General features: G+C 66.0%; 19 protein-coding genes and 2 pseudogenes. 4 read left to right on the top strand and 17 right to left on the bottom strand.

Features of this window, described 5'->3' with window-relative positions:
• Positions 1–56: 56 nt before the first annotated feature.
• On the bottom strand, positions 57–1133 hold the full coding sequence (locus ACWGIH_RS33730; protein ID WP_453450438.1) for a ParB/RepB/Spo0J family partition protein: 1077 nt from the start codon (positions 1131–1133) through the stop codon (positions 57–59).
• Positions 1130–2407 carry a ParA family protein gene (locus ACWGIH_RS33735; protein ID WP_453450437.1) on the bottom strand — a complete coding sequence of 426 codons (1278 nt, stop codon included), beginning with the start codon at positions 2405–2407 and terminating at the stop codon, positions 1130–1132. The genes ACWGIH_RS33730 and ACWGIH_RS33735 overlap by 4 nt, the downstream gene beginning before the upstream one ends.
• A 305-nt stretch (positions 2408–2712) precedes the next feature.
• Here ACWGIH_RS33735 and ACWGIH_RS33740 point away from each other — a divergent pair, with 305 nt between their 5' ends.
• Positions 2713–3894, top strand: coding sequence for a pentapeptide repeat-containing protein (locus tag ACWGIH_RS33740; RefSeq protein ID WP_453450436.1), 1182 nt, complete (start codon positions 2713–2715; stop codon positions 3892–3894).
• Positions 3895–4455: 561 nt separating this feature from the next.
• Here the strand turns inward: ACWGIH_RS33740 and ACWGIH_RS33745 are convergent.
• Complete coding sequence (locus ACWGIH_RS33745; protein WP_453450435.1) at positions 4456–5121, bottom strand: hypothetical protein; 666 nt, start codon at positions 5119–5121, stop codon at positions 4456–4458.
• A 304-nt stretch (positions 5122–5425) separates the two neighbouring features.
• Here ACWGIH_RS33745 and ACWGIH_RS33750 point away from each other — a divergent pair, with 304 nt between their 5' ends.
• The gene (locus ACWGIH_RS33750) at positions 5426–6472 is read left to right on the top strand and encodes a pentapeptide repeat-containing protein (protein ID WP_453450434.1); all 1047 of its coding nucleotides are present in this window, start codon (positions 5426–5428) and stop codon (positions 6470–6472) included.
• A 352-nt stretch (positions 6473–6824) separates the two neighbouring features.
• On the opposite strand, the gene ACWGIH_RS33755 is transcribed toward ACWGIH_RS33750, so the two are convergent.
• From ACWGIH_RS33755 to ACWGIH_RS33765, 3 genes are all read right to left on the bottom strand, one after another.
• A complete protein-coding gene (locus ACWGIH_RS33755; RefSeq protein WP_453450433.1) occupies positions 6825–7238 on the bottom strand; it encodes a hypothetical protein in 414 nt (137 codons plus the stop codon).
• Positions 7239–7807: 569 nt separating this feature from the next.
• Positions 7808–8533, bottom strand: a complete 726-nt coding sequence (locus ACWGIH_RS33760) for a hypothetical protein (RefSeq protein ID WP_453450431.1) — start codon at positions 8531–8533, stop codon at positions 7808–7810.
• Entirely contained in the window at positions 8530–9510 is a 981-nt protein-coding gene (locus ACWGIH_RS33765) for a ParA family protein (protein WP_453450430.1), read from the bottom strand. The genes ACWGIH_RS33760 and ACWGIH_RS33765 overlap by 4 nt, the downstream gene beginning before the upstream one ends.
• Positions 9511–10974: 1464 nt before the next feature.
• Here ACWGIH_RS33765 and ACWGIH_RS33770 point away from each other — a divergent pair.
• Entirely contained in the window at positions 10975–12366 is a 1392-nt protein-coding gene (locus tag ACWGIH_RS33770; RefSeq protein WP_453450429.1) for a pentapeptide repeat-containing protein, read from the top strand.
• A gap of 227 nt (positions 12367–12593) precedes the next feature.
• Here the strand turns inward: ACWGIH_RS33770 and ACWGIH_RS33775 are convergent, their stop codons facing one another.
• The 11 genes and pseudogenes from ACWGIH_RS33775 to ACWGIH_RS33825 form a co-directional block, all read right to left on the bottom strand.
• Positions 12594–13556, bottom strand: coding sequence for a hypothetical protein (locus ACWGIH_RS33775; protein WP_453450428.1), 963 nt, complete (start codon positions 13554–13556; stop codon positions 12594–12596).
• A gap of 3 nt (positions 13557–13559) precedes the next feature.
• Complete coding sequence (locus ACWGIH_RS33780) at positions 13560–14102, bottom strand: hypothetical protein (RefSeq protein WP_453450427.1); 543 nt, start codon at positions 14100–14102, stop codon at positions 13560–13562.
• Between the two features lie 518 nt (positions 14103–14620).
• Complete coding sequence (locus ACWGIH_RS33785; protein WP_453450426.1) at positions 14621–15646, bottom strand: HNH endonuclease; 1026 nt, start codon at positions 15644–15646, stop codon at positions 14621–14623.
• A gap of 670 nt (positions 15647–16316) precedes the next feature.
• The gene (locus ACWGIH_RS33790) at positions 16317–17138 is read right to left on the bottom strand and encodes a hypothetical protein (protein WP_453450425.1); all 822 of its coding nucleotides are present in this window, start codon (positions 17136–17138) and stop codon (positions 16317–16319) included.
• Between the two features lie 271 nt (positions 17139–17409).
• Positions 17410–17670, bottom strand: coding sequence for a hypothetical protein (locus ACWGIH_RS33795; protein ID WP_453450424.1), 261 nt, complete (start codon positions 17668–17670; stop codon positions 17410–17412).
• Between the two features lie 692 nt (positions 17671–18362).
• Positions 18363–18897 (bottom strand): annotated as a pseudogene (locus tag ACWGIH_RS33800) (TerD family protein); the annotation flags it as partial.
• Positions 18869–19065: pseudogene (locus ACWGIH_RS33805) on the bottom strand (TerD family protein); the annotation flags it as partial. The pseudogenes ACWGIH_RS33805 and ACWGIH_RS33800, both read right to left, overlap by 29 nt.
• A 315-nt stretch (positions 19066–19380) precedes the next feature.
• Entirely contained in the window at positions 19381–20286 is a 906-nt protein-coding gene (locus ACWGIH_RS33810) for a hypothetical protein (protein ID WP_453450423.1), read from the bottom strand.
• Positions 20287–20363: 77 nt separating this feature from the next.
• Entirely contained in the window at positions 20364–21041 is a 678-nt protein-coding gene (locus ACWGIH_RS33815) for a site-specific integrase (RefSeq protein ID WP_453450422.1), read from the bottom strand.
• Between the two features lie 346 nt (positions 21042–21387).
• Positions 21388–21729 carry a hypothetical protein gene (locus ACWGIH_RS33820; RefSeq protein WP_453450421.1) on the bottom strand — a complete coding sequence of 114 codons (342 nt, stop codon included), beginning with the start codon at positions 21727–21729 and terminating at the stop codon, positions 21388–21390.
• A 349-nt stretch (positions 21730–22078) separates the two neighbouring features.
• Positions 22079–22777, bottom strand: a complete 699-nt coding sequence (locus ACWGIH_RS33825; protein WP_453450420.1) for an HNH endonuclease — start codon at positions 22775–22777, stop codon at positions 22079–22081.
• Positions 22778–23419: 642 nt separating this feature from the next.
• On the opposite strand from ACWGIH_RS33825, the gene ACWGIH_RS33830 reads away from it, so the two are divergent.
• Entirely contained in the window at positions 23420–24211 is a 792-nt protein-coding gene (locus tag ACWGIH_RS33830) for a hypothetical protein (protein ID WP_453691733.1), read from the top strand.
• Positions 24212–24674 lie beyond the last annotated feature (463 nt).

Genomic DNA, 24674 nt, shown 5'->3' on the forward strand with positions numbered 1-24674 from the left:
CGCCCCTTCTCTCCAGCCGGTCGGCTGGAGAGAAGGGGCGACGCCCTCCCTGCTCTTCAGACCCGGTTGTTGAGCAGTTTGATCAGCTGCTCCAGCTTTTCGGTGGGCATGTGTTCCTCGAGGATCCGCAGGACTGCTTCCGGCCGACCGAACGGCATGGACGTGATACCCACGAGCTCCGGCAGTGGTTCGCGCTGTTTCGTCGATTCGGCCGTGCTCTCCGTGGAGTTGGCTGGCGTGCTGGTGGCCGGCTGCCCGGATGACTCGTCGGCACCTGACGCCTTCGCCTTGCTCGTCGAGGGCTGGTTGCTCACGGATGCGGGCCCGCTCGTCTCACCAGCCTCATCCTTCGCGCCGCCGGCATTGCGCTCCTTGGCGCGTGGCTTACCCCGTGCGTCTCGGCGGTTGGCTTCCTCGGCCGCCTTCTTCTCCTTGAGTTCCTTAAGCGCCTGCTTCTGCTGGGCTGGGGGCTTGTTGCCCACGGCTCGCAGCAGGTCCACGTTCTCGGTGCCCTCTTCCAAGCTCTGCTGCAGTTCGGGTGTCAGGCCCAGCAGGGACAGACGCTGGGAGACCCACCCCTGCGACCGGTGCAGGCGCTTGGCCAGGTTGGTCTGTGTCTTGTGGATGGCTAGCAACCGCTGCAGGGCGCGTGCCTCATCCATCGGTTCCAGGTCCTGGCGGTGGACGTTGGCGACCAGGGCCGACTCAAGGAGCTCCTCTTCGGTGCTGCCTTGCGTGTCGTCGACCATGACCTTGAGCTCGTCGAGGCCTGCCTCGCGGGCGGCCCACAGACGGCTGCTGCCGTCGACGACGACGTGTGTGGTGCCGTCCTCCAACTTGCTTTCCAGGGCGGGGTTCGCCGCGACGTAGGCATCGCGGTTCATGACCGTGATGGCCTGCTTTTGGCCGTGGTCCTTGAGGCTGTTGCCCAGGTCGGTGAGGTCTCCGAGCGTGGTGCGCGGGTTGTCGGGGTTGGGGCTGATGAGGGCGACGGCGAGCTTCGTCGGGTCGGGTACTCCCTCAGTGGGCACGCCGCCGGTGGCTGCGGCTACGGCCGCTCGTCGCGCGCTCACTCCCCCGCGTGCCTTGCCGAAGGACGCGCCCGTTCCCAGTTGATCAGCGATCCGGCTCACGGCAGCTCCCTTGCCAGTGCGCGCATGGTGATGGCCTGCTCTCCGCGCGGTGCGAAGGACAGCAGCGGCTGCTTCATGCGGACGGCCTTGCGTTGGTCTCCCAGGTCACCGATGACGGCGACAACCCTTGGATCCTTTATGGCAATCCAGGCATCCAGTGAAGAGGTGGCGATGTATCCGCGGCGTGGGTCGTAGAGGTTCACGACGATGCCGAGATAGTCGAGGTCGATGCCCATGTCCTCGCGGAGGTCCTCGATCTGCTCGATGAGCAGATCGTAGGCGTCTGCGCTGCTGTCCTCGGCCTGGACGATGATGAGCGGTCCGGAAACGCCGGGGCCTTCCTCATCGCGGCGTCGGCCGTAGTAGATCGCGGCATCCATGCTGAGGCCGAGACTGGGCGGGCAGTCAACGAGGATCTCGTCGTATTCAGCCTCGAGCGGTGCCAGAGCGCGTTCCAGGGCTGCTTCACGAAAACGCACCTTGGACAGAGCGACATCCAGGAGGAAGGCGTCCTTGCAGCCGGGCAGCAAGTCCAGGCGGCCGCCGTAGCGATCATCGTCGAGGGTGACGACAAGGTCGTGGATGTCGCCCTTGGCTTCGCCGGACATGTGCTTGCTCAGGCTGTCGTGGTCCGGGCTCATCGGGATGTCTTCCTGGCCAAGCTGCTTGGTCAGGTGGCGCTGGGGGTCAAAGTCGACCATCAGGATGCGGCGGCCCAGGCCGGGAAGTTCTTCAATCTTGAGCGGTGACTTTGACGAGCCGCGCTGTGCCTCTTCGTCTAGTGCGGCCGCTTCCTGTGCGGCTACCTGATCGGCCAAGTGCCTGGAGATCCGCACCGGGTGGAGAGAGTTGGGGTCCTCCGCGAGTGCTGCACCAAGGCCTGATGTCACGGCTGTCTTGCCGACACCGCCCTTCTGGTTGCAGACGATCCGGCGCTTGGGATGCTTGCGGCGCTCAATGGTGGGCGGCGGGTTGGTGTCGAGCCACAGCGTGACCGACTGCGCAAGTCCCTGGATCAGGGAGAGCTTTCGGTCCTTGGCAACCTGCGTGAAAGCGGTCCACTGTCCTGCCGGCAGCCAGGTCGAGAAGGAGTCCGCGCCTGCGGTGTCGATGGCCAAAGGTGCGGCGGCAAGGTTCATCCAGGCAGTGATGCCCTGCTCCACCGCGTCTTGGAGGTCGACCCGGTGCTGGGCGGCTCGGATCTTCAGATCGTGCCGTAGTTGGCTGGGGAGTTTGGAGACGACCTTCTCGCGGTCGCTGGATGGCGAGCTCATGGAGGGCACCTTACTAACGTGAGCCACCCAATTGCGACTTCGACACGTTAGGTTTCACAACATCGAGCTGTTGTCCCGTCGCTGTGATGTCGGGGCAATCTCAAAGATCTCCGGGTATCTGACCCGGCGTCCCCAAGGAATCCGCACACTTTGGCTGTAGGGCGACGGCAGCACCGGAACTCAAGGATCCGCGCTGCGCTCGTGTGCGGGGCCATCTTGCTCCCTCTGGTGTTCCTCAATTCGCGATCCGACTGCCTCGCGGCTGGGCACAGTGGAGGCAGACACTCGTGTCCTTGGGGGATGGCATGGAGGATCTGAAGTCGGGTCGTGTACGGCCGATCTCGTGGTGGTGGGCGGCACTGGCCAGCCTGCTGGTCGTTGTGTCGGTCGCGGTGACCATGTGGGTGATGTTGAAACAGACTCAGCCGCTTACGGGGGCGGAGCGGGCGTCGGCCCGCATTGAGGCCATCAAGACGTCGCTGACTGTCGGGGCGGGTACAGGGGGCGCTGCTGCGCTGTTGCTCGCGCTGCGGCGGCAGTGGCTGAGTGAGCACACCCATATCCAGCAGAAGACGGCGGACGCGGTCTCCGAGTTCGACGCGACGGAGCGGCGCATCACCGAGCTGTACACCGCCGCGTCGGGGCAGTTAGGCAGTGACAATGCGTCAGTGCGGCTGGCTGGACTGTATGCCTTGGAGCGCCTCGCCCACGACCACCCCACACACCGGCAGACGATCGTGGACGTGTTCTGCGCATATCTACGGATGCCGCTCGCGCCTAAGGCCCCTCCCACGGATCCTGAGGCAGACATTGCGGCGATGAGTTTCGCCCAGAGGAGCGCTCACCTGACGTCGCAGCAGAACGCCCACCTGCTCCGCGGTCAGGAGCGGGTCGTGAGGGAGACGGTCAACACGATCCTGTCCAGGCATCTTTACGCTCCCGTCAAGGACGAAGAGGCGGTATGGCCGCCGCAAGGTCTGCACTGGCCCGACATCGACATTGATCTGCGCGGTGCTGAGCTCGAGCAGCTGGATCTGTCCGGCTGCCGAATCCGGACCGGCAACTTCACGGACGTCACGTTCCGCGACAGGGCGAACTTCAGCAATGGCGAGTTCACCGACCACGTCCATTTCCACAATGCTCGTTTCGGCGACGACGCATGGTTCCGCGGCACCTGGTTCGGCTTGCGAGCGGTGTTCGTCGACGTGACCTTTCACAAGCAGCCCAACTTCGAGAACGCAACGTTTCAGGGCATCGCGATGTACCACGACGTCACAGCCCCGGAGGGCTTCAACTTCAAGAACGCGCGGGCTGGCGCCGAGTTCAACACAAGCTGGGGGACACATCGAATGTGGCCGGCCGGGTGGGTCGAGCGAGCAGCGAGCGCGGGAGACGAGTCATATTTGCAGGTCGCGCGGCGGACGCTAGCCCGCAGGCCCGTGCCACCGGATCTGCGATGGCTGCAAGTTGTCGCAGAGGAGGCATAGCTACTAGCTACTGCCAACTGTCGTTCCGACACTCCCCGGGGGCTCTCCCGACCTGACATACCTGCACGGACGACTACCCGGACTTGGGTGAGACACCGGGCGCGCTGTGTGTCTCACCCAAGTCCGGGCACCGCAGTCCGGAGAGGCGTCGTGCCCGGAGGTATTCGCGACCGGACAGCTATTACGGCGTAATACCCGGTGTCGGCGGGGCCGGACCCTCACGCCCCACACGGGGCAAGGTGAACCCCCTCGGGTGGCCGCCCCGGTACTCAGGCAGAGCGAGTCGAAGCCGTCACGGTTTTGGAAGCGGGCTGTGCATATAGCCCCATTCCGTACGACTTCTGCGTGGATGAGAGGAATTCTTCGGGTTGCCAGTGAGCTGTCCCAAGCTCTAACTGTTGCGACGTACCCAGGAGGCGATGTGATGGCCGGTCACGCGCGTCCGCGACCTGACAGGAATCCAGGAAGTACTCCTCAGACGCCGTCTCCAACCTCTCTGTGACTTCGGCGTAGTCTGACGTCCGGCCAAGTAGGTGCTCAGCCGGAGGCATCGGCGAGCGGTCAACCGCCGTGGAGACCCCACTCGTCCAGGCCGCTGTATACGTGAGCCTCAAGGCATTGAGGTGCGTCGAGGCCGACGGCCTCACCGCGGTAGAGGGCAATGAGTGAGCCCTTGCCCCGCCACCAGGTGTCAGTCAAACCCTGTACTTCAGATACCTGCTCGTACCCGTCGAGGTCTAGGGAGTCAACGATCTTGCCGGTGGTCCTCGTGATGGTCTGGGCCCAGCGTCTTGCGTGGGCGGCCAGGGCCAGTGATTTCACCCAGCCGTCCGTAGTGGCATGCAGCGGTGCCCAACGGGAGCCGTGGATCCCGAACTCGCCACCGGGGCCGATCATGAATCCGTAGGTCATGGATACCCGGCCGTTCCCGGCCGGAATCCACCAGCCCTCCGCGGTCGAGCCCTCGGGAACGTCCGCGTCCAGGATGCGCGGGCCGCTCTCGTAGAACGGGGCCGGAGGCAGCGCGAGACCGCCCCATCGGTCCTGGAAGGCCGCGACACGGTCGACCTCCGCGGCCGGAATGCCGTGCCTCATCCACGCGTCGCGGTGGCGCCCGATGCCGTGCTGGGGAAGGCGGATGCCCTCCACCTCTACGAATCTCTTGGCCCTGCGGGTGAGGCCGGCGGGCGCGACCGGGATAGGCGATACGGGAGCGGCGGCCGTCATGGTGCCGGAGTCTAGTTGCGGGGGTCTGGCAGCACTTCGGGGGTGTCCCCCGCCCGAGGTCTGGCGGGCCAGGAATCACGCTCTGGAGCCAACTCGTGTGCTCAAAGGCTTCCCAATGGGCAGCTCCACTAGAACCCGTGTCGATACCTCCAGATCAAGGGAGTTGAGGCGCCTTCCCACCGGCAGGAGCCGCGCGCGGTGCAGGTGGCCCTGCGGTGGGATCTGCAACCGCGGGTCTGTCTGCCGAGTCTCCCTCCCCGTGACAGCCAACAAGAGGCCTCGCTCCGGCCCAGACGATCGCGAATTGCGGCTGTGGAAGGTCGGCCGGGCCCTGACCATCGCCTTCCTCACCGCGGTTCTGGCCGCGGGCGGAGTCTTCTACGGCCTGGTGGCCCTGCTGGACTTCCAGGAAATCGACCGCAGCACGAAGCTCGACGCGAAGACACTCTTCGACCTGGTGAAGCTCTCCTTCGGAGTGGTCGCCGGAGCCGGCGCGCTCGTCGCCCTGGTCGTCGCCTACCGCCGCCAGCGCATCGACGAGGCCAGCGCCCACCGCGAAGCCACCCGCCTCCACACCGAACGCTTCTCCCAGGCCGTCGACAAACTCGGCTCCGACTCCCCCGCCGTCCGCCTCGGCGGCGTCCACGCCCTGGCCGGCCTCGCCGACGACGCCCCCGACACCGGCCTGCGCCAAACCTGCATCGACGTCCTGAGCGCCTACCTCCAACTCCCCTACACCCCCGACCCCGGCGAAGACCCCACCCACCGAGCGGAACACCATCACTATCTGGCCCTGCGCAAAGTCCGGCACACCATCCTGCGCCTCATCGGCGACCACTACCGACGCCCCAAAGGAACCCACCGCTCCTGGCAAGGCTGCGACCTCGACCTCACCGGCGTCACTATCGACGGCAACATCGACTTCAGCGGGGCGGTGTTCTCCTGCGCCGTCGTGTCCTTCCGCGGGGCGGTGTTCTCCGGCGCCACCGTGTCCTTCCGCGGGGCGGAGTTCTCTGAGGGCGTCGTGGACTGCGTCGGGGCGGTGCTTTCCGGCGGCCTCGTGGATTTCGGTCAGGCGGTGTTCTCCGGCGCCACCGTGTCCTTCCGCGATGCAGTGTTCTCCGACGGCTCCATGCACTTCGGCGGGGCGGTGTTCGCCGGCGGCATCGTGTCCTTCGGTCAGGCGGTGTTCTCCGGCGGCTTCGTGTACTTCCGCGAGGCGGTGTTCTCCGGCGCCGCCGTGTCTTTCCAAGGTGCGACAGGCTCGGTTCCCAATGGGCTCCTCGCCGCCGTTGGCAGCTCCCTCGATACAGTTGTTCTATCTTCCGCCTGGCACCCACATGCGGGCTAGCAGACCGATCTGTGGACGGTTGAAACCAGGCGGCGAGCACGTTGCGTCGGGGGTATCAGGACGGGCTCTACCTTGCGGGCCACCTACGCCGCTGAGTGAGGCCGACCATAGCGCTCACGGGCCAGGTGAGACGCTCAGTCCAGTTGATCCGGAGATGCCGAGACGGTGCCTGGCCTTAGAACGACGCACAGCCAAGAATCGAACGACTGGAACAGGCCTAGCTGTTGAGTCTCCGTCACGGCCAGCACTGCTGTGTCGACTGCTGTCCTGGGAAACCAGATCCGTCGATCGGATGCACCCGGCCTGAGTGGACTGCTGCGGTCACATCAAGATCGTTGCATCCCCCATGGGATCAGGTGCGGAGCTGTAGTTGCCGCTCCAGCCGACTCCGCAGACGCGCAGAAGCTCCGCTTAGAGCACCGAGTTGTCGCACTTCTGTCGTTGCGAGTTCCGTCCGCTCTGCCAGCGCGAGCACGGCGGCATAGGGCCGTTCACCCGCGGCGAGCTTTGCAGCCACGGCGTCACGGACGGCGCGCAGCACTGAGTGATCTGCGTTCGGGTGCTGCGCCAGCAGGCAAAGCAGTCTGTTGTCGTTCCAGGCACTGTCTTGGGCGGTGCTCAGCTCCAACAAGGTGACAGGCGGCGTGGAGGGATTGGCGGCCAGCGCCTGCCAGACGAAGGGGTAAGGACAACGCGCTAGTCGATGCAGAACGGTGCTGTCATCCTCAGTGCGCGCCAGTTCAAGGTAGTCGGAAGGCGTCTGCATGGACGTGGCCCCTCCGGATCGTCGGGGCGGCCATCCTGTCATATTACGGCGTAATAGCTGTGTGGCACGACATCTGGGTCGCCGGCCGTCCACCCAGATCGAGAGCTATTACGGCGTAATAGCCAGGGCGGCACCTTCGGCTCGGTTCGCGGTAGGCCCTCTCCACTACTGTCACCTGCTGTGGTCTCCGCCAGCTGGATCAGCTTGCCGTGCGACCCCGCCGTGCATTCGGCCTCGCGTCGAGCCGGTGTCCTGGGCGAGCGAGCGGCCGACCATGGGCGCGCAGTCGTCCACTTCGCGGGTCGCGGGGCCTCAGAGGCACTGACTCCGTTGCTTCATGCCGGTGCGCTCCAGATGCCTCCCCACGAACGGATGGAGCTTGCTGCCTCCGGGCGGGCATAGCTTCCACCTGCCGCGCCTGCTATTACGCCGTAATACTCCGGCCACGAAGACGCTTGGGTCTGAGTCGGTAGCTTTCAGGGCCGGGGCTATTACGGCGTAATACTCAGCGGCTCCGTCGCAGTGAAGCGCGCTGCGACGCCAACGAACCGTGCATGCGACCCTGCTCGCTACCGTCCAGCGCGTCGGCTGCTCGGCAGTTCAGGCAGGAACGCATCGAGGACGGCGTTGAGGAAGTCGCTTCGGTTGTCGAAGCCGTGAGCGGTGGCGAAGGCGTCGTACACCGCCAGTTCTTGCTTGGAGGGGCGGAAGCTCTGCTGGGTGTTCTCCTTGATCGACCCGCGATCGACGCGGCGGTTGGGCACCTCCCCGAACAGCCCGTCGGGGTCGAGGTCCTCGTCGCTGACCGGGTGTTGACGTTGACGGGCCCGCTGCAGGAGATCGCCCCACAGCTCCTGCTTCTTAGCCTGGAGGAAAGCCCGCCGGACGACGACGGCATTGGTGGGTTCCCAACCCGTCTGTGCTTTGAGCGTCGTCTGGTAGTGGGAGAACCTCGCCCGTACTTGCAGGTGCACCATGATGGTGCACTGCGTGGCATCGTTGCCCGCGCTGCTGACGGGCGGAACGGGAATGGGCACCGGTGCCGCCCCGGCGGGCGTCGCTGAGGCCATCTCCCTTCGCGGCTCGGGAGGCAGGGAATGCGGCGCCGTTTCCCCGGCAGGGCCCTGACCCGTGTCGTCGTCGGGGGCGGTAGGCCGTGCAGGTGCGGCAGGGCTTCGCGGCGCGAACGCGGCCTGCACGGTGGGAGCGTCGAGGCCGAAGGCATCCAGAGCCGCGTCTTCAGGCAGCCCTCCCCTTTTGGCGCCGGCGTTGTTCTTCGTCGTCTTGCTGCTCATGCCACGCGCTCCTTGTGCTCTGCGGCGTCGAGTTCGGCCTTGGCCTGCAGGACTTCCAGGGCCAGCGAGCGGTAGTCGCCGGCCAGCCCTTTCATGGAGGGCCGCATCTTGGGGTCGAGGTCAGGATCTGCGGCCAGCTCCTGCGGTAGCCGCCCTCGGGTCCGGCACAGCACTGCGGCTGCCTCGACGTGCCGGATCGTCTGCTCCATCACGGGAGCGGCCCCGTTGAGGTCTTGCGAGAGCTGGTCCTTGATCTTGTTCTGGACCTTGGTTGCTGAGCTGTTGGTGGCGAAGATGACCACGCCCAGCAGCCGCAGGACGAGGTTGAGAACGCGGGCCCGGGCGAATCGGCGGGCCACGGTCCGCAGTCCTTTACGGGATGAGGGATCCGACTTGGACGGGATGATCACCCGCTCGCCCGCGACGAGGGCCTGCAGCTGTAGCGGTTCACAGCCGGGTGCCACATCCAGGATGATGACGTCGTAGTCGTCACGGACCGCGTCGATGGCGGCGGCGTACATGCCCATCCACGCCAGCTGGTCTTCCGGATCATCGCTGCGGGAGGCGAGCCGGCGCTGGCAGTAGAGCTCCTCGACCACCTCTTCCAGCGCGGCCCCGCCCGGGACGATGAAGAGATTGGGTCGTGCCTGGCCGGTCGGGGCGAAGGGCTTGCCCTCGAGGATTGCCGCGGCCTGGGCCTGGCCATCGTCGGCGAGCTCGGTGCCGCCGATACCCAGGTCCTCATCGTGGTTGCCCTGTTCGTCCATCTCGACGAGCAGGACGCGCTGCCCGGTCTTGGCCAGGGCGGCGGCGATGGCGGTGGACAGCGAGCTCTTTCCGACTCCGCCCTTGCCGTTGACCACGACGAAAACCTTGGTGATGAACAGGCCTTCGGTCATGAGTTGCATGCGCCGTCGCAGGGCGGCTTTGACTCGGTCGAGGTCGACGACGTCGAACCTCACTGTGCGCAGAGGCACCGACACCACTTCCCGTCACAGTCCGGACATCATGTGATGATCGAATTTATGGGGGAGTCAGTGCGTGCCCAGCGGGACTCGCCCCGGCATGGATATCGCGTCGCCTGATTTCACCTGGTTGGAGTGACCTGCCTGCGGGCTGCCTCGCCCGGTATCGGGCACGCAGCAGGCGAGGACGGCTGACGCGCCGCCTAGCGCGCTTCCTAGCGCACTGTGTAGTCGGCTAGTTGTGCCACCTCATGCCGACACCGAGATACGAAACGGAACCGTCTCGAGTACCGCCAGAGATGTGGCGACGTCGCGCTGCGCATAGGGGAGGGCCCTGCACGCGCTCCGGCGATTCATGGGCGGCTGCGGGGCCTTGCGTATCGCACTGCTCACACGGCAGGGTCCGAGGGAAGAGGCAGTGTTCCAACCATGCGCTACTCGGGGATAGCTATGGCTCCTCTGTAAGGACATCCAGCGCGGTGGGAATCAAGCACCGGGCCGGGAACCGATGGATGCCATGGGCAGTGCGGATCTGGTGGCGCAGCCCGGTACGTCACCCTCAACTCGGTCCTCTTCACACTGACTCCACCGCCCGGCACGCTGAAGCACTGATGCACCTGAAGGCCATCAGATACTGCGCGACCAGCCTCGGCAGCACCGCACCGGCGGCTGGGGGAGGAGCTCTATTACGGCGTAATAATCTGCAAGAGCCCGAAGGGACACGAAGAAGCTATTACGGCGTAATAGCCGCCGGGCCTCCGCCTTGTTGACGGTGGTGCGCTACAGCGGGCGACGTCTGTTCCCACCCTGTCCAGTCGACCGCGACTCAGTGCCCTGGGCGGACTAGCGACTTCTGGAGAAGCCCGCTCCAGATGAGAGTGAGACGGCTCGCCATCGACTCGGTTTTCCGACGGGACTACCCGCCGCTGGCCGAGCTCCGTCACACCTCTGCTCGGTTGCGCCGTAGTAGCCCTGGCCGCCAGGCCGGACTGACCGGAGGAGGCGGGCTATTACGGCGTAATAGCCTACGGGCTTCCCACTCAGAGCCACCCCTGCCCCGCCCCACGGAACCGAGAACCCCGATCCGTCCCCACGGATGCGGGCGCCGCAGGCCCAGGCCAGGATGCTGGGGTTGGCGTTTGCTGGGCAGCCGTCGGGGAGTGAGTCGCAGAGAGAGTGCGGGGCCGGCTGACGCAGCCCGCAACCAGCTGGCCGTCGGGCGGCAGGATCGTATTCCGTCGGAATACGCGATCGACTACACCCTGCGCCGCGGGCCACCTTCGACCGTCCGTCAGGAAGTCGTCCCAGCCACCAACTGGCTGCGGGCGCCCTCAGAACCCGTCTCGCTACCTCCAGAGCAAGAGCGTTGAGTCGTCTTCCCACCGACAGGAGCCGCGCGCCGTGCAGGTGGCCCAGCGGTGCCTGGCCCTACGGCGAATCTGCAACCGCGGGACTGTCTGCCGAGTCTCCCTCCCCATGACAGCCAACAAGAGGCCTCGCTCCGGCCCAGACGATCGCGAATTACGGCTGTGGAAGGTCGGCCGCGCCCTGGCCATCGCCTTCGTCACCGCGGTTCTGGCCGCGGGCGGTGTCTTCTACGGCCTGGTGGCCCTGCTGGACTTCCAGGAGATCGACCGCAGCACGAAGCTCGACGCGAAGACACTCTTCGACCTGGTGAAGCTCTCCTTCGGAGTGGTCGCCGGAGCCGGCGCGCTCGTCGCCCTGGTCGTCGCTTACCGCCGCCAACGCGTTGACGAGGCCGGCGCCCACCGCGAAGCCACCCGCCTCCACACCGAGCGCTTCTCCCAAGCTGTCGACAAACTCGGAGCAGACTCCCCGGCCGTCCGGCTCGGGGGCGTCCATGCCCTGGCCGGCCTCGCTGACGACGCCCCTGACAACAACCTGCGTCAGACCTGTATCGACGTCCTATGCGCCTATCTCCGCCTGCCGTTCCCTACCGACCCTGGAGTTCTGTCTGACCCCCTGCCCGACGGCACCTCACCTACTGAAGAACAACGCGACGCCCACCAGGACAGGAAGGACCGACATCATGCTCTGCGCGAGGTTCGGCACACGATCCTGCGCCTCATCGGCGACCACTACCGACGCTCCCTGGGAACTCACCGCTCCTGGCAGGGCCACAGCCTCGACCTCACTGGGGTCGCTATCGACGGCAACATGGACTTCACCGGTGCGGTCTTCTCCGGCGGCACCGTGTCCTTTGACAACGCGACGTTCTCCGGCAGCACCGTGTCCTTCAGGGACGCGACGTTCTCCGGCAGCACCGTGTCCTTCAAGGGCGCGATGTTCTCCGACGGCACCGTGTCCTTCAGCCATGCGACGTTCACCGACGGCACCGTGTACTTCGGCCAGGCGACGTTCTTCGGCGGCACCGGCTACTTCAGCCACGCGACATTCTCCGGCAGCACCGTGTCCTTCAAGGACGCGACGTTCTCCGGCAACACTGTGTCCTTCAAGGGCGCGATGTTCTCCAACGGCACCGTGTCCTTCAAGGGCGCAATGTTCTCCCACGGCACCGTGTCCTTCAGCCACGCGACATTCTCCGGCGGCACTGTGACCTTCGTCGACGCGTCGTTCTCCGACGGCACCGCGACCTTCGTCGACGCGTCGTTCTCCGACGGGACTGTGACCTTCCTCAACGCAAGGTTCTCCGACGGCACCGTGGACTTCCTAGGCGCAAGGTTCTCCGGCAGCACCGTGGACTTCAACGAGACGGAGTTCTCCGGCGCCCGCGTGTCCTTCATCGGCGTGACAGGCCCGGTTCCCCAGGGGCTCCTCGCTGCCCTCGGCAGTCCTGTGCCCGAAATCGTTGGCCTGCCTTCCACCTGGCTCCCTCATGCGGACTAGCACGACGGTCCACGGACGAAGGCTTGGTGAAAGGCGACGAGCACCTTCAAGCCGGTGGTATCAAGACGGCTCTCAACCAGCAAGGCCCGTACCACGAGGCTGGGCGGCTGCGAGGCCTTGCTGATCGCTGCTCACACACTGGGGGCTGGGGGAGAGGCAGTGTTCCATCCATGCGCTACTCGGGGATGGGTATGGCTCCTCTGCAAGGACCTCCAGCGCGGTAGGAATCACGCACTCGGGCCGGGAACCGGTGGATGCAGTGGGCAGTGCGGATCTGGTGGGGCAGCCCGGTACGGTGCGAAGGCCGTGTCTGCAGCATCCCGGTAGGGGCGCCGGGACATCCGGGTAACGAGCTGCCACATGGTGCGTTCCTCGGACAGTCGCTGCGGCAGCACGAGTCCGAGCGCGTCAGCCAGCGGTTTGCGGCCCAAGTTGACCATGGCCCGCACTGCGGCGGCCCACTCATCGGTGGCATACACGGCGGAGCGGTACCACAGCGGAATCAGTGCGCACAGCAGGGTGGCGGTGACGGCCAGCAGGGGCCGCTCGGCGGCGGTTGACGGCAGGGCTAGCAGGGCGAGCGCCGCCACTACGCCGTGCCCGTATAGCAGCGCCACGAAGAAGTCCACGCTGGTACGTGCCGTCTCCACCTGGCGGCGTGCCTGCGCGGGCGCAGCCGCGCATAGTTCGTTCCACAGCACCTGGGTATCGAGGCGGAAGCGGTTGTGGCCGTACTCCTCGAATCGACGGATCGCGTTGCCGAGCCGGGTCGGGGCGAGCTGGTCGGTGTCGGCCGGGTAGCGGGCCAGCTGCTCGTTGAGCAGAGCACGCTGTACCGGCGTACGGCCTTCCGGCCGAGCAATCAGATCAGTGATCCGCTCTTTGCGGGCCCGCTGCCGTCGGCAGCCACGATCGTAGGCACTGCGCGGCCACAGCAGATAGCCCTCAAGGATCCGGTAGAGGGGGGTCTGGAGAGCGTTGAGCACGATACCGAAGAGAACGGCGGCGCAGAGGAGCAGCAGGGCCGTCTGACTGGCCGTGTCGGGCCAGACGCGTTTGATGGCTGCAGTCTGATGCAGGCTGGGAGCGACGGTGAGGAAGAAGACCGCGAGGTTGAGCGCGGCGGGCAGCACCCAGCCAACGACCAGCGCCCATCCGCCCCCAAGGACGCCCTTGGCGATATCACCCACGGATCAGGACTCCTGCGGCCAGTCGTCGTCCGGATCGTTCTCCGGTCCGGGAGAGGTGTGCCTGACGATGTGGGGGCCCCAGTCCACTTCGCCGTGCACAACGCCGGCGATCGAGCCATGGTCAGCGCGGATGTGCATGTCACGGCCGGCGGCGAACACGTCCTGGCTAGCCGACGCCCCGCCATGGGTGGCGTGTTGGGCGAGCAGCACGCGCAACTCCTCGGCGGCCTGGGCCCGCTCAGAGTCGTCCAAGCTCTCCAGCAGGGCCTCGATACGGGCCTGCCACACCGTCACCGAAAGGAAACGCGCCCGCTCCACCTTGGCTTGCCCGGCCGCCTCCAGTTCGCCTGCTGTCTGGTCCAGACGCGCCAGTTCGCCTGCCGTGTGGTCGAGGCGCGCCAGTTCTGCAGGCTCTCGCTGCGGGTTTCCTCGGCCGAACCACCGGGCCATTTGCTGACGGAACCCCGCCCATGCGTCTGTGCCAGCGGCCTGCACCACCGCGGTGCCGCCCGCCGCAGCCAGCGCAGTCATCGCCTCCGACAGCATCCTCGCCCTTCCTCCCGAGAGAACAGATCTGGCCCTGGGGTGCGCTGCACTGGAGCCGTCACCACGTCACTCCATCAGACATGGACCGACACTGCCCCTGGTTTCGTCGAGACGTTCCGAACACGCGCTAATCGGTGGTCTGGATGGTTGCGAGGCAGGCCGGCCGCTCGCAGCCGTCTCACTCGAGCTGAGGCAACCCGTCGCGCGTTCACATCACGCAAAGCCCTCCTCTCCAGCGTCTCAGTCCTTCTTGGGCAACCAGAGCGGATGCCCCAGAAGAAATCGACCTCACCGAGACGGGGCGGCCTCATCCGGACTTGGGGCCCTGGTGGGGTGCGCGAGACATGGTCGATTTCGTCGACGAAAACGAGGGCCTGCCGAAGCTGCACAGCGCGAGGCAGACACCTTGCTGGCTGGCGTGGGACGTGTGCATCGCCTCGGTGAAGCCGACCAGTCTCAGCCAACTTGGGCGTCGCGAGCAGATGCCTAGTCCGCCCTGGCCGGGCGGTCGAACGTCTTCAGCTGACTTCCAGGGTGGTGCGCCAGCTCTCGATCGCGCACTCGCTGGGTTCAAGTTCCCCTGGCGTCGCTGAGAAGCCCCAGTCAGCGGTAAAGGAGAAGGTGCCGGTGACGATCGCCTGTCCCTGACGGTCCCTGATACTTCCTCCGTCCAATGTGTCTTGGACCAGAGAGGCCGACAGATAGGCGTCGAACATTCCTTGAAACGTGAACTCAAGCGCGGTGCCGACACGGTGGTAGTCGACCCCGTTGATTTGAACCTCGATGTAGTCCAGTTCGACTGGTCCCGAGGTAGTCGGCGACGGGTCCATGAGGTGCTCGAAGTCCGAGTGAGTGCGGGCTCGCATGAGACCAACCATCTCAGCCATACAAGGCACAAGGAGGTCTGGCAGTGAACCGCCGCAGACATCCTGGAGGATGGTCACAGCAGTGCGGTCTGAGCCGCGAAGGACCATTCCGACCTGTTGGATCAGCTCAGGAACACGGTCGTCGTCTACTGGGAGATCGACCTCGCCGAAGGAGACGTAGTCGGCCTTCCGCTCGTCCAACCGCGCGAGCTTCTGCACAATCGCTGGCGCGTAAGTCTCGAACACCTCACGAGCCTTCTTCTGCGTGAGGTCAGCCTCGACGGCCTTGAGTAGGTGATTGGACAGCCGGGTTCCGGCCCCGAACTTCTCGACCTCAGTGATCACCCGGGAACGTAGGTCGGCCGCCTTTCCCAGATACAGCAATACCTTGCGCGCCCCGTTGAACGTCCGGTTGCTCTTGCGCCCGTTGCACTCTCTGCAGATCGGCGCGAGGTTTTCGGGCCCCTGAACATCGAAGTCGCGCGGCAGGCCGTAGGACTTGATCTCCCTCGCCATGTCCGGTCCTGAGAGGCTCTTCGGGAGGATGTGATCGATCTCGACATCCGGGAAGTCCTTGGGCTCGCCGCACAAGTAGCAGCAGGTCCGATAAACCCTGTGTAGGCAGAGCTTCAGTACTGCGTTGTCTCCGCCGCTGCGGTAGCGCACTGCACTGACCACCGAGAGTCCCCTGTTCTCAACGCGCCCCCCAGTGTGGGGCATCCGACTGGAGGACACCAAGCTCCTGGGGCGTGGTTCCCCCGAGGCGGCCGGTGCCGGCCCGGTTTGTCCAGGCGCCACCAGCGGGCGGTGCGGGCGCCCTCCCCGGCGTGGTCCGCAGCAGCCGACATTGCTGATCCGGGCAACGGGCTTGCCTGATGAACGCCCGGCATGGGCGCGCGTCCGGGGCGGCCAGACTTGAAGTCGACGGCCGCCCCAGGTGTGGCGGCGGGAACTGGCCCGTCCTCTGGGCGGGCACTCCGGTGGGGTGCTCGCGGTGGGCTGGGGCAGCGTGGGTGCGCAGCCCAAGCGGGGTCGCCTATACGTCCGCAGGCGCTGCAGTGCACGCGGCGGTAACGGCGTCCGGGGGAGCCCAGGCCGCCGGCCGCACTCTGTTCGGGGTCGGGGATGCCTGCGGCGGATACTGCGGCTGCGGGGTGCCGCATGGCGGTGATCGGGACGCCGCCCGGCTCGATGACCGCGGCCCAGACCATGCGCCAGGCGTCGTCCCACAGCCGTGATCGGGGTGCTTGCGGCGACGGTTTCGGGCTGACCATTGACCACTGAAACGGCGTTCAGGCACGGCCGTGGAGTTGGTCGGGAGCGACCGCAGTCGCTGGAGAGAGAAGATTCAGGACTCTGCGTGCTGTAGGAGCCTCCGGGCGATGGCGGTGATCAGCACCATGCGGAAGCGTGCCTCATCGGCGTTGGATCGGCCGGGGTGAGCGCCTTCGGGGTGCGAGATGTCCCAAGCCCCTTGCAGGAGGCGGCCCCAGCTCTCCGGCACGACCTTCTTCTGATCGACCATCCAGTTGACGGCGGCGCCGCCCTTTTGGGTTCCCAAGTAGCCATGCTGATGCGCGACCCGGAGGATCAACTCTTCAAGCATGGGCCGGAGTGCGCCATTGCTCGCCTCGTAGTTGTGGTGGTTGAGGTTGTCGATCGCCTGCTTGTAGTGGTTGAGGGCGACGTCGTAGCCGGCGGTGGCGAGCTGGGCCTCCAGCGCAGTGATCTCCTGGGCCATCTCCGCGCCTGGGGCTTCGGTCGGGCGGATGTGATAGCCGATAGGCCCCTGGTCGATCTCGATCCTGCCGAACAGGCCGTCGGGCTTCCGGATTGTCGGGTCTTCCCACTGCAGGTCGTAGCCGTCCGCGAGGAGTGCATCCCCGAGTCGGAACAAGAGGCTTTCCGGGCCGTGCGTGTCAGGGTGTCGGAAGTCGCCGGTCAGCTCCTTGGCGAACGCCAGTAGACCCCGGTGTGCGTCCTTGTCCCCCTTCTGGGCTGCCTTCCGAGCGTTCATCAAGGTCAGCTGGACCAGCCTCTCCTTGGAGGAGTCCTCCGTGATGAATCGGTCCAGATCAGCGGCGAGGAGGCTGGTGGTGATGGCGGTCTTGAGCCGTATGACAGCGATCTTGGTGAGGACGGCCAGGGTTGGGCTCGACAGGGTCTGCATGAATGGACATCCTCGGTGAGTAAGGGGCTGTTCGTCACGTCGTTTCGCGAGACGTCACCGCTGTGCAAATTGAGTTGAAAGGCCGTCGGCTCGAGGGAGCGGTATTCAGCCTGGTGACGCCTCGGGCAGCCTCTAGGTCCGTCAGTAGCTTCGTGTTCTCAAGAGTTAGCCGCATGATCTCGGCGGCGATGGCCAAGTGCTGGGTGCGCTGGGGCGGCGGCCGTTGTCGTCCGCTTGCCCCAGGGTTTGCAGTTGACCGTTAACCACTTCCTCAGCTGGTTGCCGGCCGCTTGGAGGGGATGGGGGTCAGGCGAGCGACGCCCGAGGCGGCTTCAAGTTCTTCTCTCAGCTTCTGGTTCTCCAGGGTGATGCGCTGGATGTGGCAGGCGGCGAGTGTGAGGGTCTCGGTGAGCTCGCGGTTGTGACGCTTGAGCTTGGCGTTTCGGGCGACGAGCCTGTCGTAGCGGGTCGGTTCGCTTGGGGCTCCTGGCGTCGGCGGTGCTGACCGGAGGGCGGCGATCTGCGTTTCCATGACCGCGATGGCTCGTGCGACGGGTTCGCCGACGATCCAGGTCGCCGGTACTCCTCTCGGGTCGTCCTGGCCTTTGAAGGCGATCCCGTCGACCTTCCAGCGGTAGGGGCGTCCCTCGGGGTCCCCCTCGGTCCGCAGGCAGCCGCGCCGGAGCTCTTTGACTACTGGCGGGAGGGGGTTATTCCGAACGTGCACTATTCCCCTTCTTCTCCGGCCGTGGGCTTCGTCCCCCAGAACTCGTCCCTGACCCGAGCCGGGCTCCATGACATGGTTTCTGGTCATGCGAGTCAGGGGCGAATGACGCTATCTCAGCAGCCGGCGGGCCAGGACTCGTGATGAGACGTGGCTCCGTGATCCGGTTCGGCGGTCACTCTCCAAGATCAGTGATCAGTGGTGGCTTTGCCACCAGACGAACACCAGGCCAAAGGCTGTAGTCCCGGCGGCATATCCGATCCCGCGCAGAGCGCCGTCGCCAAGTTCGCGGGCACCACTGGCCAAGACGTGCAACCACTTCCTAGGGGTCTGGTGGAGTACTGGCTCGCTGCCTTCCCTAGACTCACTCATGGGAACCCTTCTGTCCGACTCGATGGATACGGGTGGTTCCAGTCGGGCTCTCTCGGCCGAATGCTTGCCGGCTGGGCCGAGAGGGCCCGTTCGCACGAACCGCCTTTCCTGGAAAGGTAGTTGGCCCGGTTGATGCGAAAGTCTAGGGCGATATCTCGCAGCCCCGATGCGTACCCCTGTCCGACCGCCCGGAACTTCCATTCGCCCCCGTTGCGGCACAGCGCGCCGAAGATCATCTCGGTCTCCGTCGAGGCGTCCTCGCTCAGGTCGTAGCGGGCGAGCTCCTGGCCGTCGGCCTGGTTGACCACACGGATGAAGGCGTTGCTGACCTGGCCGAACGCCTGGCACCGTACGTCCGCGTCGTGGATCGAGACCGGGAAGACGATCTTGTCGCAGGTGGCGGGCACCTTCGTCAGGTCGACGATGAGCGACTCGTCGTCGCCCTCGCCCTCACCGGTGAGGTTGTCGCCGGTGTGCTCAACCCAGCCCTCTGGGCTCTTGAGGTTGTTGTAGAAGACGCAGTACTCGTCGCCGAACACCCGCCGCTCGCGCACAGAGGGCGCTGGCGTCGAGGTCGAGGTCGGCTCCGGTGGTGGAGCGCGCGTCCGGCGCCGGACGCGGGAGAGCGGTTCGCTCAGACGTTGACGCCGAAGTCCTGCGCAATGCCGCGCAGGCCCGAGGCGTAGCCCTGGCCGATGGCGCGGAACTTCCACTCCGCGCCACTGCGGACAGCTCGCCGAAGACCATCGCGGTCTTGGTCGACGCGTCCCCGCTCAGGTCGTAGCGGGCGAGCTCCTGGCCGTCGGCCTGGTTGACCACACGGATGAAGGCGGCTCCGGTGGTGGAGCGCGTGTCCCAGCGGCAATCGACGGGCGGATCGCGCAAGTACCCGGCCGGCGAGACCGCCGAAACGGTGACGTTCCCGACCGTGTCGCCGCTGGTTACCAATTAATGGTCCCTGTCCTTCACGGGGTGCATGGCATGCAGACCCTCGCCCTAGCCGAGCAGCAGCGCGCGAGCCACGGCACCAGATAGTTGGGCTGAACGCTGGGCCCGAACTTCGAGGGTCACCACGCGACCCGCCAGCAGATGTCCGCCCAGCCGGCGTGTGCGGCGGACCTCGGTGCTTGGCTGTCAGCTTGTGGATCAGCAGGTAGAGACCGCCGGGGGTGTGCAGGGCCCGGTGCGGGGGGGGCCGATCTCCCAGGTGACCGTCTCGAACCATCGCTGCGGCCCGCGGCGCCGTTTGATGAGGGTGAGCTCGACAACCCGGCCATCCAGGATCTTGTGCTGTGCGGGCAGTTCCTTGATCGTCTCGCCGGTGCGCTCGGTCAGAGCACACAGCATGACCATCAGCGGCGCCAGGTCCCGTAGCTGCAGAAACAAGTGCTGGGCCAGCGCGATCCGTCGCGTCAGATGGTCGTGACGACCGTCATCGCTCAGCCGCGGAACCCTTCCGCTGGCCGCCATGTCGGCCAGCAGGGCCGCCTTCCCGTCGCTGGCGCCGTCGCCGTGGCGGCGTACGAGTTCTTCCCCGACCCCGATCCGGTCGCGGGTCTGGGCAACATCGGCCCGTGCCGCGGCCAGCAGCCGCTCGAACTCGGCGTCGGAGTAGCCGGCCTGGCCGAAGCCGCGGGATCTTGGCTGCCGCCGATTCAAGGAGTCCCGGGCTTCGGGTGCCAGGAGTGAGACGATCGCGTCCATGTCGAGCAGGAGCTTGATGTCCTGCACGTCCTTGAAAGCCGTTTCCTCGCCCGCCTGGGCCGTGCGGAACCGTACGAACCCTTCGACGTGAGCGGCGGTGAGCCGGCCGGGATCGGGCGGGGTGGGAAGTCGGGCCAAGTACCGCATCCAACGACCCAGGCACCACCAGACTCCCGATGCTGAGGTTCGAGTGCGCAGTGCGCCGCCGGGGCCCGTTCGCTGGGCGAAGGCTCCGGCCAGCGGGATCCACCAGCCCGGCAGCGGCAGCCGGACTATGTCGAAGACGTCGTGACGGCCATCGTCGCCATGGAAGAAGACCACCGTCGCGCCCGCGGGACCTGCCCTCACCGGGCCGGGCGGGTCGTACTTGCCCGGCGGCAAGACCGACGGCCGGCCTGGCCCCGTGCTGCCACGGCCCCGGCGGGTCACCGGACCGCTTCCTGTTCCGCGTCGGCCGGGACGGCGTCGTCGCCGATCTGGGTCAGCGGGGTGTCTCTCGGGTCGTCCCAGGTGTCCGGGACCAAGGCCATGCGGGTTTCCATCTCCAGCTCCTGGAGGGCGTGCAGATAGATCAAGGTCGTCAGGATCGACCGGTGTCCGAGCCTGCAGCGGACCCAGTCCAGCGGGTCGCCGAAGATCCGGGTGTAGTGCCCGCGCTGCTCGGAGTTGAGTTCAGCGAGCTGGGCGACGTGGGCCCGCTGGAGCTGTTCGAGGGTGACCACCGCGAATGTGTGGCGCAGGAGGTGGGCGTGTGCTTCGACCAGCACATTGGCCTTGTGACAGCGGTCGTTGGCCGTGCAGAACACCGCCTGCCAGCCGGAGATCGACATCGTCAGCCCGTTCTCGTTCAGCCAGAGCATCGCGGGTTCCAGACCGTGGTAGCGCTGGCGGACCGCCCACTCGTAGAACTGGTTGACCAGCGACACCTCGTGATTCCAGGTGCTGCCCTCGACATGCGGTCCTGCGTCATCCCGGCGGCGCCACTGGTGGAACGCCAGGTGGTCCCCCTCCGTGGCGGCCCGCCACGACTTCCCACCGCGCGCGGTATGCAGGAACGAGAAGAACCGGGCCAGGGCTCGGGCCCCGTGGCGTTGCTGTTCCACGGCGCTGTCAGATTCGCCTGAAGGAAGTACGAGTTGAGCTCGACGTCGTACTCGAGCCGCGGCGAAAGCAGGAACGGCAGGCCGTCCGGCAGGCCTGCCTCATCCAGCCACGACACCAGGTCGCCGGGCCGTACGTCCAAAAGAACGCGTGGTCGTGGGCGCAGGCATGTCGCGGCTCACGAGGTGCACTGTCCACCCGGGTCTGCTCAACACCCGCGGTCACTAACCGGTCACCGGTCAGTGACCTTCTTCCGTGGCCGCTCCAGGTGCGTATCTGATCTGCGGTCGCGCTCAGCCTTCGCGGATACGGCCGTCACCCGATCGTGGCCGTTCTGAAGAGGCGCCCTCACTTCGGCACCTCCGGCAGCGCCGGCACCGTCGAGACGGGCTGGATAGTGGACTCCCACTCCCCGGTCCGCGTGTTCTTGAACCGAAGATGCAGCACCTCGAACTCGTCCGGCACCCAGTCGAACTCGCCGACCTCGTCCCGATCGGAGATCTGGTGTTCCGCAAACAGTTTGGCGAGCTCGATGTCCGTGGACGCCTGCATGATGAACTTGCCGACCTTAACGACGTGCATCACCGGACGACCCTGCGCCTCCGCCTCCCGGACGCTCTCCCAGAACGGCTCGTACCTCCTGTCGGACTTGGTCATCCCAACCCACTCGTCGCGCCTCATCTCGCTCACTTCGGCCCCTCCAGCTTGCTCGTCGTCACCGGCGTCCAGCTCTGCACATACTCCACCTTCGGCGCCTACGCGACAGCCAGGCGTTTGGCCTCCTGCACGGACTCCGGTTTTGCCCAGCGTCATGCTGCACGCATCTAGTGAGGAACGTCAGAGGCAATCGGCAGCTTTGACCGACTTCAAAGATCCTCAGCGGCACCCACACGCCCCGAGGTACCGCCACCACGGACTGGTGCTGACCACCTATGCACAAGGGTGCGAGTGCCGGCCGTAGGAAGACGTCGGGCATGGCAGGAGAACTGGGCCGCCGGGTGGCCGAGGCATCAACCGGATGCCTGCCGCAGCAACGGGGCTATGCCTCGCCGTCGAGATCGCGCTGCCTGTCAGCGAGGTACTCCCGGACGAGGCGGCCGAGCACTTCCCCCTCGTGCGCGCGCTCGTTGAAGACGGCGCGCTGGAAGGCTCTGACCTCCTCCCGCTCCAGGAACGCGTACAGGAGCCTCGCCTGCGGATGGAAGTCACCGCAGCAGATCAGGCGCGTGCAGCGCCCCTCCAGCTCCCTGACCTTCGGGGTCCGCCATGGGTAGTGCGGGTACCTCTTGAGCTCCGCCTTGCAGCGACCAAGGATCTTGAACAGCTCAGTCTTGTTTCCCCACTTCTCCTCTCCGTAGTGCAGCTCGAACCACTCGCGGCGATCCGCGTCGGCTATCTCTCGCTGAACCCGTTCCACGCGCCTTGTGATGCCGGCGAAGACCTTCGGGCTCATCCTCCACTTGGAGCGCGTCAGCTCCGGATATCGGTGGCAGATATCCATATCTGCAACCCAATGCGCGGCGCTCTCGTGCTTGCTTTTCCGGAGGTTGCAGGGCTTGCAGGCAGGGACGAAGTTCCACCAGATGTCGTGGCCTGCCCCGGCGATCGGCCTTTCGTGGTCCAGTGTGGTGGATGGGGAGCGGCCGCAATACACGCACAGGCCACGTTGCGCAGTCAGCACCATCAGCCACACCCAGGCCTTCTGCTTGCCTCTGTCACCTCGGCGAATAGCTTCCACTGCACCCCTCCTGCCCGTAGCTGGCTAAGCGGGACCGTAAGACAGGGCACTGACAATCCGAAGCCGTCGGTCGATCGTCACGCGGTTCGACGGGGAGGCAAAGACGTCGCGGCGGGTCAGTGCGCGGTGCAGCTGCCCCAGAACACACACCACGTAGGCGTCGCTGTCCACCGCTCCCTCAGGCAGCGCGGTGTTGGAGTACACCGCCTTCTTCCACGCAGCATGGCGGTGAGCATTGCGCGGAACTCGTCGACGAGGGCCTGGTCTTCGGGCGTAGTGGCGCAGGGCGCCTGGGCGCAGCGGCGGAGGAATCACTTCATAAAGGGTTCCAGTTCGATGGCCGGTCGGGGCAGGGCGAGAAAGTCGGGGTGCTCCGGGGGTTCAGCAGCGCGTCGGCCGTCACGGGCCGCCACACCTGGGAAGGCGGGGACATCGAAGCGCCGCCCCCGGGCCGCCGGGGGCGGCGCTTTGGGTGCTGTGCGGCGCCCCCTGTCCAAGCGGAGTGTTCACGCATGCGCGGGCCAAGGGCGTCGAGCTGTAGAGAGTCTGCGCTACTGTCCTTGATCCAGTCCGAAGAGGGGGAGCATGGCACAGCAGGGGCGGACAGCCAGAGCACGGCGATGGTGGCGCAGCACCCCACCGTTGATTCGGAACTTCAGCATTGTGCTGCTTACCCTCGGCGCCCTTCTCACTAGCACAGGTCTTTGGCTTGACCACACACACTGGTGGGAGGGGCACAGTTTCTTCGTCAACCTTGTTTCCAGCCTCACATCGCTGTGCTTCGGCGTTCCCACCGCCTTGCTTATCCTCAGCCACCTCGGGAACGCCCAGGCGGATTTCCGCCGGACCCAGCGGACCAAGGACTTCGCGCGGGCCGAGATCCACGAGTTCCACATAGCCCTGACCAGAATCTTCAGCGTCGCCACCCCCGCGGCCGTGGCCTCCGAGGCCCGGACCCTGCTCAGTGACCTGCACCGCCTGCGTCAGCTAAGAGACAGTGATGGATCAGCAACAAGGAAGTTTCTCCGTGACTTCAACGCTCTGCTAGACCTCGGCCGGGGGCCAACACAGTCGTACCGGCAACCGACTAGCTGGGAAGCTCTGGCTGCCGACCGCTGGCAGTGGAGGAGACTCGAGACGTGGCACATCCGGGTTGAGACCCAGTGGAGGGTCCTGAGCGATGAGGTACGCCCCAAGATCACCGAATGCGGCTTGCGCTGGCTTTCGAAGTCTCCGGCTGCGGCAGCCGAACAGGCAGTACGGCGGCTCTTGAGCGAGAACAAGCGCAACCCCTGGATGGGACAGGAGGCCTTCGACGCACAGGACGCCGCGGCGGCCATGGGGCACTTCCTCAACGACCTGCGCGTCCTGTGCTCCACAGCAGAAAGCCTGGCCGCTTACTACCCGCCTTTGGACCCGCCCACTACACCCTGATCCAGTCCGGCAGCGCAGTTCCCGTTAGGGATTCACTCCTCTGCTATGCGCATGTCAGCGCGGGGCCAGCCGATCCGCCGGCGGGGGATGAGCACGTTGAGGTACTCCAGGAGTTGGTGGCAGCAGCGCCGCGCCCGACGGTTCGGGGGCGCGGCGCTGCTGCAGTGTTGACCTGAGATCCGGATCCGGACGGACTGATTCGGTATGCGGGAGGGTCACGCGCCAGCTGTATCTGCGCCCGATTTGCGCGTGTTGATGACCGGTATGGTGGCGGGCAGGCCCGCGGCACGGGCCGCGAGTTGGTGGCGGATCTGGGCGATGCTCGTGATGGCCACCGGTTTGTCGTCGCCGCGAACTCCCTTCCGCTGCCGGGATCTACCTGCTCTAGCTTCCGCCCGCGGAGGCTGGGGACAGGGATTGATGGGCCATCAGGCCAGGGCCCGACACGGAGGCACCAGCCGTC

The organism is Streptomyces sp. NPDC054872 (genome assembly GCF_053610705.1).